Annotated in this window: 15 protein-coding genes and 1 tRNA gene; all 16 read left to right on the forward strand. The window is 67.0% G+C overall.

Features of this window, described 5'->3' with window-relative positions:
• Nucleotides 1-20 precede the first annotated feature (20 nt).
• The 16 genes from VHR41_15520 (at nucleotide 21) to VHR41_15595 (ending at nucleotide 13,997) form a co-directional block, all read left to right on the forward strand.
• The gene (locus VHR41_15520) at nucleotides 21-1,325 is read left to right on the forward strand and encodes a Glu/Leu/Phe/Val dehydrogenase (protein ID HEX3235606.1); all 1,305 of its coding nucleotides are present in this window, start codon (nucleotides 21-23) and stop codon (nucleotides 1,323-1,325) included.
• Nucleotides 1,326-1,793 (forward strand): 23S rRNA (pseudouridine(1915)-N(3))-methyltransferase RlmH, encoded by a 468-nt coding sequence (rlmH, locus tag VHR41_15525; protein HEX3235607.1) that lies wholly within the window; start codon nucleotides 1,326-1,328, stop codon nucleotides 1,791-1,793.
• A gap of 7 nt (nucleotides 1,794-1,800) precedes the next feature.
• Nucleotides 1,801-2,514, forward strand: coding sequence for a class I SAM-dependent methyltransferase (locus VHR41_15530; protein HEX3235608.1), 714 nt, complete (start codon nucleotides 1,801-1,803; stop codon nucleotides 2,512-2,514).
• Entirely contained in the window at nucleotides 2,511-4,043 is a 1,533-nt protein-coding gene (gene bshC, locus VHR41_15535) for a bacillithiol biosynthesis cysteine-adding enzyme BshC (protein HEX3235609.1), read from the forward strand. The genes VHR41_15530 and bshC overlap by 4 nt, the downstream gene beginning before the upstream one ends.
• A 9-nt stretch (nucleotides 4,044-4,052) precedes the next feature.
• On the forward strand, nucleotides 4,053-4,334 hold the full coding sequence (locus VHR41_15540; protein ID HEX3235610.1) for a hypothetical protein: 282 nt from the start codon (nucleotides 4,053-4,055) through the stop codon (nucleotides 4,332-4,334).
• 38 nt (nucleotides 4,335-4,372) lie between these two features.
• Complete coding sequence (gene murJ / locus VHR41_15545) at nucleotides 4,373-5,914, forward strand: murein biosynthesis integral membrane protein MurJ (protein ID HEX3235611.1); 1,542 nt, start codon at nucleotides 4,373-4,375, stop codon at nucleotides 5,912-5,914.
• Complete coding sequence (uvrC, locus tag VHR41_15550; protein HEX3235612.1) at nucleotides 5,911-7,731, forward strand: excinuclease ABC subunit UvrC; 1,821 nt, start codon at nucleotides 5,911-5,913, stop codon at nucleotides 7,729-7,731. Before murJ ends, uvrC begins: the two co-directional genes overlap by 4 nt.
• Nucleotides 7,732-7,783: 52 nt before the next feature.
• Complete coding sequence (larC, locus tag VHR41_15555; protein ID HEX3235613.1) at nucleotides 7,784-9,127, forward strand: nickel pincer cofactor biosynthesis protein LarC; 1,344 nt, start codon at nucleotides 7,784-7,786, stop codon at nucleotides 9,125-9,127.
• Nucleotides 9,128-9,130: 3 nt separating this feature from the next.
• Entirely contained in the window at nucleotides 9,131-10,567 is a 1,437-nt protein-coding gene (locus VHR41_15560; protein ID HEX3235614.1) for a hypothetical protein, read from the forward strand.
• A gap of 22 nt (nucleotides 10,568-10,589) precedes the next feature.
• Complete coding sequence (locus VHR41_15565; GenBank protein HEX3235615.1) at nucleotides 10,590-11,522, forward strand: phenylalanine 4-monooxygenase; 933 nt, start codon at nucleotides 10,590-10,592, stop codon at nucleotides 11,520-11,522.
• Nucleotides 11,523-11,582: 60 nt separating this feature from the next.
• Nucleotides 11,583-11,654, forward strand: a tRNA-Gly gene (locus tag VHR41_15570).
• A gap of 191 nt (nucleotides 11,655-11,845) precedes the next feature.
• A complete protein-coding gene (locus tag VHR41_15575) occupies nucleotides 11,846-12,196 on the forward strand; it encodes a metalloregulator ArsR/SmtB family transcription factor (protein HEX3235616.1) in 351 nt (116 codons plus the stop codon).
• Nucleotides 12,180-12,704 carry an SRPBCC domain-containing protein gene (locus VHR41_15580; protein ID HEX3235617.1) on the forward strand — a complete coding sequence of 175 codons (525 nt, stop codon included), beginning with the start codon at nucleotides 12,180-12,182 and terminating at the stop codon, nucleotides 12,702-12,704. Before VHR41_15575 ends, VHR41_15580 begins: the two co-directional genes overlap by 17 nt.
• 14 nt (nucleotides 12,705-12,718) lie before the next feature.
• A complete protein-coding gene (locus tag VHR41_15585; protein HEX3235618.1) occupies nucleotides 12,719-13,111 on the forward strand; it encodes a VOC family protein in 393 nt (130 codons plus the stop codon).
• Between the two features lie 23 nt (nucleotides 13,112-13,134).
• Nucleotides 13,135-13,542: a DUF1801 domain-containing protein gene (locus VHR41_15590; GenBank protein ID HEX3235619.1), complete on the forward strand. Its 408-nt coding sequence runs from the start codon at nucleotides 13,135-13,137 to the stop codon at nucleotides 13,540-13,542.
• A gap of 14 nt (nucleotides 13,543-13,556) precedes the next feature.
• Nucleotides 13,557-13,997: a DUF1801 domain-containing protein gene (locus VHR41_15595; GenBank protein HEX3235620.1), complete on the forward strand. Its 441-nt coding sequence runs from the start codon at nucleotides 13,557-13,559 to the stop codon at nucleotides 13,995-13,997.
• Nucleotides 13,998-14,208: the final 211 nt, after the last annotated feature.

Below are 14,208 nucleotides of genomic sequence, written 5' to 3' on the forward strand. Positions count from 1 at the left end.
CGGAGCATCCTGGACCGCTTATGACTACCACCGGTCGACCCAGTCAGTTCCTCATCCGACCCGAGAAGGACACCTTCCTCAACGAGGAGAATCCGTTCGAAGCGATGATGTCGCGCTTCGACTACGCGGCCCAGCGGCTGAGTCTCGATCCCGGGCACTACAAGGTGCTCCGGAGTCCGGAGAAGCAGATCATCGTGTCGATCCCCTTCCTGCGCGACAACGGCGAGGTGGAGGTCTACACCGGCTACCGGGTCCTCTACAATACCTCGCGGGGTCCGGCCAAGGGCGGCATCCGCTTCGATATGAACGTGACGTTGGACGAAGTGAAGGCCCTGGCGGCGTGGATGACCTGGAAATGCGCGGTGGTGAACATCCCGTTTGGTGGCTCCAAAGGGGGCGTGATCTGCGACCCGGCCACCCTCTCCAATGCCGAGCTCGAACGGATCACCCGCCGCTACACTTCCGCCATCATCGACATCCTGGGCCCCGACTCGGACGTACCCGCACCGGACGTCAACACCAACGAGCGGATGATGGCCTGGATCATGGACACCTACTCCATGCACAAGCGGCATACGGTCACCGCCGTCGTGACCGGAAAGCCGATCGAGATGGGTGGGTCGCTCGGCCGCCGCGAGGCGACGGGGCGGGGCTGCATGATCGTGACCCGCGAGGCCCTCAAGCGCCTGCGCATGCCGATCCAGGGAACCCGCGTGGTGGTCCAGGGGTTCGGGAACGTAGGCTCGATCAGCGCCCAGCTGATGGAGGAGCTGGGGCTCACCATCGTGGCTGTCAGCGACAAGTCGGGCGCCGTGTACAATCCCAAGGGCCTGCGCATCCGGGAGCTGCAGCAGCACGTGAAGCAGCACCGCTTCCTGAGCGACTACAAGGAGGCGGAGCACCTCAACAACACCGAGATGCTGACGCTGGACTGTGAGGTGCTGGTCCCGGCGGCGCTGGAGAATGTGATCACCAGTCAGAACGCCGGCGCCATCAAGGCGCGGATCATCTGCGAAGGCGCCAACGGCCCGACCACGGCCGGTGCGGACAAGATCCTGGAAGACAATGGCGTGTTCGTGATCCCCGACATTCTCGCGAACGCCGGCGGTGTCACGGTCAGCTACTTCGAGTGGGTGCAGGACCGCGGAGGCTACTTCTGGGACGAGGAGACCGTCAACCAGCGGCTCGAGCGGATCATGGTCGGCTCCTTCGAGGAGGTCGCCGAGATGGCGGGACGGCACGGCATCAACCTTCGGATCGGGGCCTACATGCTGGCGATCCAGCGGGTCGCCACGGTCCACCGGCTCCGGGGTATGTACGCCTAGGTGGAGATCGCCCTCCTCGCGGTCGGGAAGCTGCGCCCCAGCCTCCGCGAGGCGTGCGACGACTATCTTCGCCGACTGTCGCGCTACGTCCGGGTGCGGGAAGTCGAAATACGGGAGGCCGCCCGGGCACCCACTCTAACCGCCCAGCGGCGGCAGGAAGCGGAGCGGCTGCGGGAGCGGCTGCCCGCCGGCGCCGGTCTCGTCGCGCTGGCTCGCGAGGGCACGGCGCTCACCAGCGAGGCGTTGGCCGGACAGATGGAGCGCTGGCAGCTCGCCGGGCGGCCGCTCGCGCTGCTGCTGGGCGGGTCTCGCGGACTCGACCCCGAGCTGATCGCCGAGGCGCAGATGCGCTGGAGCCTCGGCCCGCTCACGCTGCCGCACGAGCTGGCCCGGCTGGTGGTCCTGGAGCAGGTCTACCGGGCGTTCACGATCCTCCGGGGCGAACCCTATCACAAGGGTGCCAGATGAGCGGCCAGTGACCGAATGGTTCGAGGAGTGGTTCGGGGAGAAATACCTCGAGCTCTACCCCCATCGCGACGAGGCAGAGGCGGACCGCGCGGTGGAGCTGATCGTCGGCACGATTCCGTTCCAGCCCGGCTGGCGGGTGCTCGACGTGGCCTGCGGCGCCGGACGCCATGCCCGGGCCTTCCGCTCGGCGGGTGCGCGCTGCTTCGGCCTCGATCTCTCGGCGACGCTCCTCCGTATCGCGCAGCGCCTGACCGACGCGCCTCTCATCCGGGCCGACATGCGGCAGCTGCCGGTCCGGCCCCGCTCGATGGACCTCACCGTCAACCTCTTCACCAGCTTCGGATATTTCGAACATGACGCGGAGCATGCCGCGGCGCTCCGGGAAATGGTCTCCACCCTCCGGCCAGGCGGCTGGTTCGTGCTCGACTTTCTGAACGCCGCGGCGGTTCGCCGGCAACTGGTGGCCAAGGAGACGGTGCAGGTCGGAGACGTGGAGTTCCGGGTGGGGCGGTCGGTATCAGCGGATGGGCGCTACGTCTGCAAGTCCATCGAAAGCGGCAGCCAGCGATTCGCCGAGCGGGTGCGGCTGTTCGCCCCGGAGGAGATCGCGGCGATGATGCGGGACGCGGGCATCACGCTCCGGCATCGCTTCGGCGACTATCAGGCCGCCCCGCTCACCGACACCTCGCCGCGCACGATCCTATTCGGACAGACCGCATGAGCCTGCGCTTCGTCCCGACGCCGATCGTCGACGGGCCGTTGGAGCGTCCGCAACCCCGATCCAACGGGTTCGATCCCGCGTTGGCCCCGGCGTTCGTCCCGTCCGCAGCGCTCGCGGCGGGACTCGCCCGCCTGCAGCTCCCGGGGGCGGTCGCTATCACCACCGGACAGCAGCCCGGGCTCTTTACCGGTCCACTCTACACCATTCACAAAGCGCTCTCCGCGGCGGCGCTGGCGCGGCTACTGGAGCGGGAGTGGTCACGGCCGGTGGTGCCGGTGTTCTGGCTGGCGGGTGACGACCACGACTTCGCCGAGGCCAGCCAGGCCTCCTGGATCGGCGGAGATGGAAGCGTGGTGACGGCGGGCCTGCCGCCCCGTCCGCCGGAGGCCCCGCTCACCCCGATGTACCGCGAGCCGCTCGGACCAGGTATCGTCCCCGCGCTGGAGCGGCTCGCGGCCGATCTTCCAGCCTCCGAGTTTCGCCAGTCCACTCTGGACTGGCTGGAACGGCACTATCGCCCGCAGGCGACCGTCGCCGGCAGCTACGGAGGTGCCATGGCGGAGCTGCTGGCTCCGCTCGACGTACTCTGTCTCGACAGCACCCACCTCGCCGTCAAGCGCGCGATGGCTCCGCACCTGGTGCGCGCCCTCGCCACTGCGGGGGATCTCGAGCGCGACCTCGACCGCCATATCGAGGCGCTGGGCACCACGGCACGCACGTCGGGAGTTACAGTGGGTGACGGAGCGTCGCTGGTCATGCTCGAAGCCGGCCTCGGACGAGACCGCCTGGTGGCGGACGGACCCGCGTTCGTCACCCGCCGCAGCCGGGAGCGGTTCGACCTGGCGGCCCTCCAGCGCATCGCCGCCGAGCGGCCCGACCGGCTCTCACCCAACGTGCTGCTTCGGCCGGTGCTGGAGAGCGTGCTCCTCCCCACAGTGGCCTACCTGGGCGGGCCCGGCGAGCTCCGCTACTTGGTGCTGACGCCGCCGATCTACCATCGGCTCGGCATCGAGCGGCAGCAGCCGCTGCCGCGCTGGTCCGGCGTGGTGGTGGAGCCGCGGGTCGATCGAGTCGTGGAAAAGTTCGGCATTACGCTGGCCGAGCTGCTGGAGCCCTCCGGAGCCCTGGAGGCGCGGCTGGTCCGATCGCAATTGCCGAGTGAGGCGGTCGAGGCGCTCGGGTCGATCCGAGCAGCGCTCGAGTCGGGCTACGATCGGCTGGCCCATGCCGCCGCGACCATCGATCCGACCCTCACGCGACCGATTCAGGGTGTGCGGCAGCAGGCGGTAGCCGGCACCCAGGACGTCGAGAAGAAACTGGTGCAGCACCTCAAGCGCCGGCAGGAGACCGAGCTCGGCCAGCTGGCCAAGGCCCGGGCCGCCGTGCTTCCCAACCAGAAGCCCCAGGAGCGCGTGCTGACGGTGGCGCCGTTTCTGGCCCGCTACGGACCCGGGCTGCTGCAGGAGCTGGCCGCCGCGATCGAGGGATGGTACGCACTCGCCCTTGAAGGGCCGCGGCAACCTTCGTAGACTCGACCCATGTCGATCATCGCGCTCATCCTGATCGTGGCGCTTCTGATTCCAATCATGGGCATCGTGGTGGATTCTCCGATCGGGCGTGCCATCGCGCGGCGGTTGGAGGGCCCCCAGGCCACGCCGCCGGGATTGGCCGAGCTGGCCAAGAAGGTCGAGCTGCTCGAGGCCGACGTGGACGATCTGACCCGGAGCGTTCAGACGCTGCAGGACGAGAACGCGTTCCTGCAACGGCTGCTGGCCGAGCCGTCGCACCGGTCCACCCTCCCACCGCCGCCGGGTTCCTGACCGCCCCTCCCCGCCGCACGCCTCGTCCGGCGATGACGGTGGCCGCCGGCATTCTGCTCAGCCGCATCGTCGGCCTCATCCGCAACCGGGTCTTCGCTCACTACTTCGGCACCTCCGATGCGGCGGACGCCTTCAACGCCGCGTTCAGGATCCCGAACTTCCTGCAGAATCTGTTCGGCGAGGGGGTGCTTTCGGCGTCCTTCATTCCGGTGTACGCCGGGCTCCGCGCGGCGGGGGAGGAGCGGGAAGCGCGCCGGGTGGCGGCGGCGGTCGCGGCGCTGCTGGGACTGGTCACTTCGGGACTGGTGCTGGCGGGGATCCTGTTCACCCCCTGGATGATCGCGATCATCGCGCCGGGCTTCGAGGGCGTGAAGCGGGAGGTTACCATCCGGCTGGTCCGGATCCTCTTTCCCGGCGCCGGTCTCCTGGTGCTGTCGGCCTGGTGCCTCGGGGTCCTCAACAGCCACCGGCGATTCTTTCTCTCCTATACGGCGCCGGTCCTGTGGAATCTGGTGATCATCGGATCTCTCGTCGGGTTCGGACGAGGAGTCCCGCAGTACGGGCTGGCCGAGATCGCGGCCTGGGGGTCCGTCGCCGGCAGCCTCCTACAGTTCGGGATCCAGCTTCCGACCGTCATGCGGCTGCTGCACGGAACGCTGCCGCGGCTGGTCCGCGGCTCTCCAGCCGTGGCCGAAGTGCTCCGCAATTTCGGGCCCGTGTTCGTGGGGCGGGGTGTCGTCCAGATCAGCGCCTACGTCGATACGGTACTCGCGAGCCTGCTCCCGACCGGTGCGGTGGCCGGGCTCTCCTATGCCCAGGTGCTCTATACGCTGCCAGTCAGCCTGTTCGGCATGTCGGTTTCGGCGGCAGAGCTGCCGGCGATGTCGAGCGCAACCGGTGACGAGGCGACCCGAGGGGCATACCTGCGCGGCCGTCTCGGCGCCGGGCTCCGGCAGATCGCTTTTTTCGTGGTGCCCTCCGCGGTGGCGTTTCTCGCCCTGGGCGACGTGATCGCGGGCGCGCTCTACCAGTCCGGCGAGTTCACTCGCCAGATGACGATCTACGTCTGGGGCATTCTCGCGGGATCGGCCGTGGGCCTGCTGGCGTCGACGATGGGGCGGCTGTACGCATCCACCTACTACGCGCTGCACGATACCCGGACCCCGCTCAGGTTCGCGGTGCTTCGGGTGGCCTTGACCGTGGGGCTGGGGTACCTGTTCGCGCTTCCGCTGCCACGCGCCCTGGGCGTCGACCCGCGATGGGGCGCGGCGGGGCTGACGGCCTCGGCCGGCATCGCCGGCTGGATCGAGTTCCTTCTGCTGCGGCGGAGCTTGAACCGGCGCATTGGGGAGACCGGCGTGCCGGTGGCGCTGCTCGCACGGCTCTGGGGAAGCGCGGGTCTCGCCGCGCTGGCCGGGTGGGGAATGCGCCGGCTGCTTCCGCTGGCGCATCCCGTGGGCGAGGCGGTGCTGGTGCTCGGGGTGTACGGAGCGGTGTATTTTTTGATGACCGACAGATTGGGGGTGGAGGAAGCCAGATTCGTCATCCGCCGGGCCTGGCGATCCAGCGATAGTCCATGACCGCGCCACATATTTCCGACGCACTGCAGCGCAAGCTCGATACCCTGCCGGAAGGTCCCGGCGTCTATCTGTGGAAGGACGCTGGCGGGGAGATTCTCTACGTCGGTAAGGCCAAGCGGCTGCGCAGCCGGGTGCGGAGCTACTTCGCGGCCGATTTCGAGGCCAGCCCCAAGAACCAGCTGCTGCAGCGCCTCATCGCCGACGTCGAGACGATCGTGGTGCCCAGCGAGCCGCAGTCGCTCATCCTCGAGAACAACCTCATCAAAGAGTACCGCCCTCGCTTCAACGTTCGGCTGAAGGACGACAAGAGCTACCCATCGATCGCGGTCACCCTGGGCGAGCCGTTCCCCCGGGTCCTGGTGACCCGCCGCCGGGACATTTCCGGTGCCCGCTACTTCGGGCCGTACACCGACGTCGGCCAGCTCCGGAAGACCCTGGCCATCATCCGCCGGCTGTACACGGTGCGGAGCTGTGCCGACGACCTGCCCCGGGAGCGTCGGGAACGGCCATGCCTCGACTATTACATCGGCCGCTGCAAGGCCCCCTGCATGGGCTGGCAGGACGTTGCCGAATACCGCCAGATGGTGGAGGACGTGCTGGGCTTCCTGGAAGGCCGGACGCAGGACGTGCGCGCACGGGTGCGGGAGGCGATGCTGGCGGCGAGCGTGCGGGAAGACTACGAGCGCGCCAAGGAGCTGCGCGACGCTCTCCGCTGGCTCGACCGGCTGGAGGAGCCCGCCAGCGTGGAGATCATCGGCACCGGCGACGCCGACGTGGTGGGCTATGCCCGCGATGGCGACGACGCGGCCGGCGTGCTGATCCGGGTCCGCGATGGCGCCGTGCTCGGTCGGGAGCACCGCTTTCTCGAGGGCCTGGAGGAAGAGGAGGATGGCGCCGTGCTCGCCGCCTTCCTGGTCCGCTACTACGTGCCCGCCGCCGAACGGGCGAAACGGCTGGTCGTTCCGTTTCCGCCGGAGGACTGGGATGCTCTGCGGGCACTGCTTCCGGACGTCGACTGGAATATTCCCCAGCGCGGCACGGCGCACCGCTGGCTGGAGCTGGCGGACCAGAACGCGCGGCATCTCCTGGAGAGTCTCAAGATTGAGTCGTTCGAGACCGAGGAGCGCTCGGAAGACCCGGTGTATGCCCTGGGTCGCGATCTCGGCATGAGCGTGGTGCCTCGCAGTTTGGTATGCGTCGACATCTCCCACAACCAGGGCCGCGATACGGTCGGGTCGCTGGTGTGGTTCGAGGCCGGACGCCCTCGGAAGAGCGAGTATCGCAAGTTCAAGATCCAGGGGCTCGGACAGCAGGACGATTTCGCCGCCATCCAGGAGGTGCTCACCCGCTACCTCACCCGCAGGCGCGACGAGCAGCTTCCTATGCCCGACCTCTTCGTCATCGATGGCGGCAAGGGCCAGCTCAATGCGGCGCTGGAGGCGGCCGAGCAGCTCGGCCTGGGTGGGATCCCGATGGTCAGCCTGGCCAAGCGGGAGGAGGAGGTGTTCCTGCCGGGCAAGCCGGAGAGCCTGCGCCTGACCCGGCGGAGCCCGTCGCTCCGGCTGCTGCAGCGGGCCCGTGACGAGGCGCATCGCTTCGGACTGGCCTACAACCGCAAGCGCAGGACCCAACGCACCATCACCTCCGAGCTGCTGAACATCCCGGGGGTGGGGCCGAGGCGACGGCGCCAGCTGCTGGAGCGGTTCGGCAGCCTGGCGGGAGTGAGATCGGCCTCGGTCTCCGAGCTCGCCACCCTTCCGGGGTTCTCCACCAGGCTCGCTGAACGGGTGCTCTCGCACCTGCAGGCGAGCCAATAGCCGACTGCCGAGGTTTGCCTCGGATCGGGATCGAGTCCATATTTATAAGTCTATGCCCGATGGACGTTTTGCCATCCTGGACCCGGTGGCCGGCATCAGCGGCGACATGCTGCTCGGGGCGCTCGTCGCGGCGGGCGCACCCGAAGAGTGGCTGCGAGCACTCCCAGGCCGTCTCGGGTTTCCTGACGTGCGGGTCGAGATCGGGTCCGTCGTTCGGTGTGGCTTGGAAGCCACCAAGGTGGACGTCGTGCTGCCCGGTGGGAAGCAGGAGCATCCTGCGGAGCCGGTACCGGGTGATGGTCACGCTGCTGATGAGCACGTCCACCCGCAGGAGCACGGTCACCGTCACGAGCATACCCGCGACCCGGGCCGGGCCGGCGGCGGGGCGCCACACCACCACGTGGGAGAGCTGATCGCACGAGTGGAGCGAGCGCCACTCTCGGGGTGGGTGAGGGAGCGAGCGGTCGACGCCTTCAGGCTGCTGGGAGAGGCGGAAGGGCGGATTCACGGCGTTTCGGCAGAGGAGGTGGCACTGCACGAGGTGGGAGCCGTCGACGCCCTGGTGGACATTGTCGGCGGTATCGAAGGCTTCGAGCGCCTCGGGATCACGCGGATCTACAATTGGCCGGTGACCCTGGGCACGGGCTGGGTCCGCGCGGCGCATGGAGTGATTCCCGTACCCGCGCCGGCCACGGCGATGCTGCTGGAAGGTGTCGAGATCGGTCCGAACGGACCGGTATCCGGCGAAGCCACCACGCCGACCGGGGCCGTGCTCCTGCGGGTGCTCTCGGCGGGCCGGCCGCCGTCCCACTGGCGCGCGGTGGGAGGCGGCGCCTGGGGTGCGGGTGGACGGAACCCGGAGCACTATCCCAATGCGCTCCGCCTGCTCCAGGCCGAGGCGGTGGCGGAGGCGGCAGAGGTGATCCTCTTGTCCACCGATCTGGACGATCTGAGCCCGGAGTACCTGGACCCGCTCAGGGAAGCGCTGTTCGCCGCGGGCGCCCTCGATGTGCAGCTGTGGGCCAGCCAGATGAAGAAGGGCCGCACCGGATTCCGGGTCGAGGCGACGGTCGCGCCCGCCGAGGCGGAGAGGGTAGGGGAGGCGTTCTTCCGCCACAGCACCACCGCGGGCATCCGCCGCCAGAGCGCGGAACGGGTGACGCTGCCCCGGCGCGAAGTCCAGGTTGAAATTGGGGACGGTACCCGGGTCCGCGTGAAGGTGCTGATGGGTCCGGACGGTCCTCGCGTCAAGCCCGAATACGAAGACGTAGCGGCGGTTGCACGGCGCACCGGCCGGCCCGCCCACCAGGTGGCAAGGGACTTGCAAGAGCGGGCACTCCGCTTGGTAGGCCCCGAGGGAGCCGCCCGGCTTTTGACCCCGAACAAGGAGTCATGACGAGTGAAAGCGAATATCGCCTCAACGCTCCTGCTGGTCGCGGCGGCGAGTGCAGCCCCCGCGCTCGCCCAGCAGCCCGTGCTCAGCGACCGGGTCGCCAAGTCGATGCCCGCCCAGTATATCGCCCCCAATTGCAAGATCAAACCGAATCACTTCAAGGTGAGCAGCGGCGCCTCGTACCTCAAGAGCTCCATCGAAACCGATGTGCCGGAGAATAAGGACCGGCTGCTCAATGATGGGGAGCGCGTCCTGCAGGAGGCCATGAAGCAGAACGGACAGGAGAAGAATCCCGCCGCCTATTATTTCCTGGGACGGATCTATCTCCAGCGGGGGGACATCTACCACGCCGATTCCACGCTCACTCATGCGGTCCAGCTCGCGCCAGACTGCGCCAAGGACGTGGATGGGTACCGCAAGAACGCGTGGGTCACACTGGTGAAGGCCGGCAGCAAATTCGAAGAGCAGAAGAACGCCGATTCGGCGCTCGCATTGTATCGTCAGGCGTCCGTGGTCTATCACGGGTCGCCCATCACCGACTACCAGATCGCCTCCATCATGAACGAGAAGGGCCAGACGGACAGCGCTGCCCTGTACTTCGGTCGGGCCGCCGCCGCGCCGGTCACGTCCGGAGACACCACCGAGATCAAGGTGCGCAACCGGTCGGCGTTCAATCAGGGCGCGATCCTGCTCAATGCCAAGAAGTACGACGGAGCCGCCGCGGCGTTCGAGCACTATCTCTCGTGGGTGCCCAACGACAACGAGGCCAAGCGCGGGCTGGCCGCCTCCTATCGCGGGCTGGGACAGGCGGAGAAGGCCCAGGCGCTGGAGAAGGACCTGGTGAACACGGGCGGCGCTCCGGGCGCGACCCCCGCTGCATCGCAGGATCTCATGAGCGCGGGCGTCAACCTCTACAACGATAAGAAGTACGCGGAGGCGGCGGCGGCGTTCCAAAAAGCGGCCGATGCGGAGCCTTACAATCGGGACGCGCTGTCCAATCTGAGCAACACCTACCTCGCCCTGAAGGACGGTCCCAAGCTGCTGGCGACCGCTACCAAACTGGCCGCGATCGAGCCGTTGAGCGAGAACGCGCTCAAGCTGCAAGGAGAGGGATACAAGGAGAGCTCCAAGGTGGACAGCGCGGTCAAGATGGCGGAGCGGGTGCTGGCGCTCCCGGTCGATGTGAAAGCGACGGACTTCTCGCCCTCAGGAAACGGCGCCACGCTCACGATGACCGCGACCGGGCGGTCGCCCCAGACCCCCTCGGGCAAGCCGATTCCCCCAGCGCCGGTGACGCTGGCGGTCGAGTTCCTGGACGCCAAAGGCGGGGCCGTCGCGACCCAGGAGGCCCAGATCCCAGTCCTGAAAGCCGGCGCGTCGCAGGAGGTGAAAGTCACGGCTCAGGGGGCGGGCATTTCCGCCTGGCGCTACAAGCAGAAGTAAGCGCGGCAGTAAGGAGATGCCTATGGCAGTGTTGCGCGCGGAAGAGACGGACGGCGGCGGGCTCACGACGACCCGCGCGTCGTTCATCGAACAGGCCCAGCAGGAGGGGCGGCTCTACATTCATCAGCCGTACGAGCTCTACTCGGAAGGGAATCACGAGGCCTGGCGCCGACTGTTCACGGGGATGGAGGATCGCTGGCGCGGCTACGCCAATCCACGCTTCCTCCAGGGGATCGACAGTCTGTGTCTGGACCCGGCCCGGGTCCCGCGCCTGGAAGACGTGAACCGATTTCTCAGCCCGCTCACCGGCTTCAAGGCGAAGCCGGTGAGCGGCTACGTTCCCTCGTTCCTGTTCTTCGACTGCCTCCGGAACCGCGAGTTCCCCACGACCATCACCATCCGCGACGGCGCCTCGCTCGACTACCTGCCGGAACCGGACATCTTTCACGACATCGCTGGGCACGTGCCGATGCACACGGATCGGGCGTTCGCCGACACGCTCGTGCGATTCGGCGACTGCGCCCATACCGCCGCGGAGATCGTGGCCGGCATCCGGGACGAGCAGGAGAAGATCCGGCGGGTCACCAGCATCTTCAAGGCGCTGGCACGGTTCTTCTGGTTCACCATCGAGTTCGGGCTGATGCGGAGCCCCACCGGCCTCAAGGCCTATGGCAGCGGGCTGCTCAGCTCCTATGGAGAGATCGCCCACGCCATCGACTCGCCGGAGGTGCAGCGGTATCCGGTGCAGCTGGAATGGGTGATCAATCAATGCTTCGAGATCGACCACTACCAGCCGCTCTTGTTCATCGTGGACTCGTTCGACCACCTCTCCGAGCTGGTCGGAGAGCTGGAGCAGTGGATGCGAGATGGCCGGCTGGACAACGTGGCGCCGGGAGAGCCGGCGGTGAGCGAGCCCGACCTGAGGAGCTTTCTGGAGGCGTCGTTGGGCAAGTGATTTCCGCTTGACACCGGGGTCGGGGCCGCTCACATTCAGCCCCAGCGTGAGCCGCAGCTCGCGGGCGTAATTCAGTGGTAGAATGCCAGCTTCCCAAGCTGGACGTCGCCGGTTCGAGTCCGGTCGCCCGCTCTGTCGACATTCTGAAGTTCCCAGGCACCTTCAGTCGCCGGAATCCAAATGGGTCCCGGCGATTTTTTCTTGGGACCCGGAGCTCGGGCACGAACCTTCGCCGATAGCGGGGAATTCGCTGACAGGCGCTTGACGCCCGCACACATGTGGTGTATATAACCATCTGGTTAGATAACCTTTTGGTAGGATATATGTCCGCCGACGCCCTCTCCCGCGCCTTCGCCGCCCTCGCCGATCCGACTCGGCGCGCCATCCTAGCGCGCCTGGCCAACGGGGAACGCACGGTCGGCGAGCTCGCCAAACCGTTCGCCATGAGCGGGCCCGCGGTCTCGAAACACCTCAAGGTGCTCGAGCGCGCCGGCCTCGTCTCGCGGGGACGCGACGCGCAGCGGAGACCCTGCCGGCTCCGCGCGGCGCCGATCAAGAGGGTGGCCGAGTGGGCGGATGACTATCGCCAGTTCTGGGACGCGAGTTACGAGCGTCTCGACGCCTACCTCAATCATCTGATGTCGGAGAAGCCGGACGATGACGCCGCCAAGTGAAGGCCCCAGCGCCGGCACGCGCAACCGGACGATCTTCTCCACGCCGAGCGATCGCGAGCTCGTGATCACTCGCACGTTCGATGCGCCTCGCTCGCTCGTGTGGGCGGCGTTCACCGATCCGAAGCATCTCCCGAACTGGCACACGGGGCCCGAAGGGTTCACGATGCCGGTCTGCGAGATCGATCTGCGACCGGGCGGAAGCTGGCATTACGTGTGGCGCAATCGGCAGGGGCGCGAGTTCGGCGCCGCCGGCACCTATCGCGAGGTCGATCCGCCGAAGCGCATCGTCTACGTGACCAGTGTCAACGGAGAAGAGCAGACGAGCACGACGAGGTTCACCGAGGAGAACGGACGCACTGTGGTGACCAGCTCGATGCTCTTCGCGAGCAAGGCATCGCGCGACCGCGGGCTCCCGTACGCCAAGATCGGCACCGAGAGCAACTACGCGCGTCTGGACGCGTATCTCGCGCACGACGAACACGATCTTGAGCACGACGAGAACAAGTAAGAAAACAGAGTCGGATGAAAATCAGGCTGACGAGCGTCTATGTTGACAACCTGGACAAAGCCCTGCGTTTTTACACCGAAGTGTTGGGCTTTGTGAAGAAGGCCGACTTTTCGCAAGGGCCGTTTCGCTGGCTGACGGTAGCCTCGCCAGAGGAGCCAAACGGCACCGAGCTGCAGCTGGCGCTGAACGACAATCCGGCAGCAGGGGCCTATCAGCGGGCGATGTTCGAGCAGGGCCAGCCCGCGGCCATGTTTTACACCGACGATGTCAGGGGCGACCACGAGCGCGTCAAAGCGCGTGGCGCCGAGTTCACGATGCCGCCGACCGAGGTGACCGCCTCGACCATCGCGCAGCTGAACGACACCTGCGGCAACCTCATTCAACTCGTTCAGCTGGCGCGCTGGTAAGGCGGGAATTCCAGGATGAGAACATGACGAAATCGCGCGCGAGCCAAGCCCAGTCGGCCTCGGAGCTCATCTCGAAAAGGATCGCTGAGCTTGGAGACTGGCGCGGGGAAACCCTCAGCAGAATGCGGAAGCTCATCAGGGAAGCGGACCCGGACGTCGTCGAGGAGTGGAAGTGGGTCAAACCAACCAAACCCGGCACGCCGGTTTGGTCGCACGACGGCATCATCTGCACCGGCGAATCCTACAAGAATGTCGTGAAGCTGACCTTCGCCAAGGGCGCGTCTCTCCAGGATCCGGCCCGTCTCTTCAACTCGAGTCTCGACGGAAACACACGTCGCGCGATCGACATCCATGAAGGAGAAGAGGTTGACGGGTCCGCCTTCAAGGCGCTCGTTCGCCAGGCCGTCGCCCTCAACAGTTCTGGCAAGTGACACCTTCGAAGAAAGTGACGTCCATCAAGCACAAGGACCCCTTGGTGGCCGCGAAGCCGACCCTGCTCGCAGGCGGCAACCCTCAGATCCCGAAGGCCGACGGCGACGCCCCGGTGCGGGCCTACATCGCGGCCATGCCGGGCTGGAAACGCAACGTCGGGCGCCGGCTCGACGCGCTCATCGTGCGTACCGTCCCCGACGTGCACAAGGCAGTCAGGTGGAACTCGCCGTTCTATGGCATCGAGGGCCAGGGCTGGTTCCTCAACTTTCATTGCTTCACGAAGTACGTCAAAGTGGCCTTCTTCCGCGGCACCTCACTGCGTCCTGTCCCTCCCGGCGAGTCCAAGCACAGGGAAGTGCGCTACCTCGACATCCACGAAGACGACCAGCTCGACGAGGAGCTCCTGGCGAGGTGGATTCGGCGGGCATCGGAGCTGCCCGGCTGGGTCCCGTAGCGCCGGCAGAATCCCTGCAAGCAGTCCGTTGCCTCAGCTGGCCATCCTCTCGGCCGACTCGGGGCGGCGCCCCCACGGTCGGTCGTGGTACGTAGACCAGCCCCCAGTCGCGGTCGATTCTCCGTCTGGCGATAATAGGGCCAGGGTAAGTTACCTACTGCGGGAAACTTACCTATGTGCTATGACATTGCCTCCCAGGAACTTAGACGAC

This window comes from Gemmatimonadales bacterium (assembly GCA_036265815.1).
In the GTDB taxonomy this organism is placed as follows: Bacteria; Gemmatimonadota; Gemmatimonadetes; order Gemmatimonadales; family GWC2-71-9; genus CAVVWJ01.

Excerpts from the sequence above, each read along its gene's own strand:
- VHR41_15575 (HEX3235616.1), top strand. The coding sequence starts at position 11,846 with ATGTCCGCCGACGCCCTCTCCCGCGCCTTCGCCGCCCTCGCCGATCCG.
- bshC (HEX3235609.1), top strand. The coding sequence starts at position 2,511 with ATGAGCCTGCGCTTCGTCCCGACGCCGATCGTCGACGGGCCGTTGGAG.
- VHR41_15565 (HEX3235615.1), top strand. The coding sequence starts at position 10,590 with ATGGCAGTGTTGCGCGCGGAAGAGACGGACGGCGGCGGGCTCACGACG.
- VHR41_15540 (HEX3235610.1), top strand. The coding sequence starts at position 4,053 with ATGTCGATCATCGCGCTCATCCTGATCGTGGCGCTTCTGATTCCAATC.
- larC (HEX3235613.1), top strand. The coding sequence starts at position 7,784 with ATGCCCGATGGACGTTTTGCCATCCTGGACCCGGTGGCCGGCATCAGC.
- VHR41_15520 (HEX3235606.1), top strand. The coding sequence starts at position 21 with ATGACTACCACCGGTCGACCCAGTCAGTTCCTCATCCGACCCGAGAAG.
- VHR41_15590 (HEX3235619.1), top strand. The coding sequence starts at position 13,135 with ATGACGAAATCGCGCGCGAGCCAAGCCCAGTCGGCCTCGGAGCTCATC.
- uvrC (HEX3235612.1), top strand. The coding sequence starts at position 5,911 with ATGACCGCGCCACATATTTCCGACGCACTGCAGCGCAAGCTCGATACC.
- VHR41_15585 (HEX3235618.1), top strand. The coding sequence starts at position 12,719 with ATGAAAATCAGGCTGACGAGCGTCTATGTTGACAACCTGGACAAAGCC.
- VHR41_15580 (HEX3235617.1), top strand. The coding sequence starts at position 12,180 with ATGACGCCGCCAAGTGAAGGCCCCAGCGCCGGCACGCGCAACCGGACG.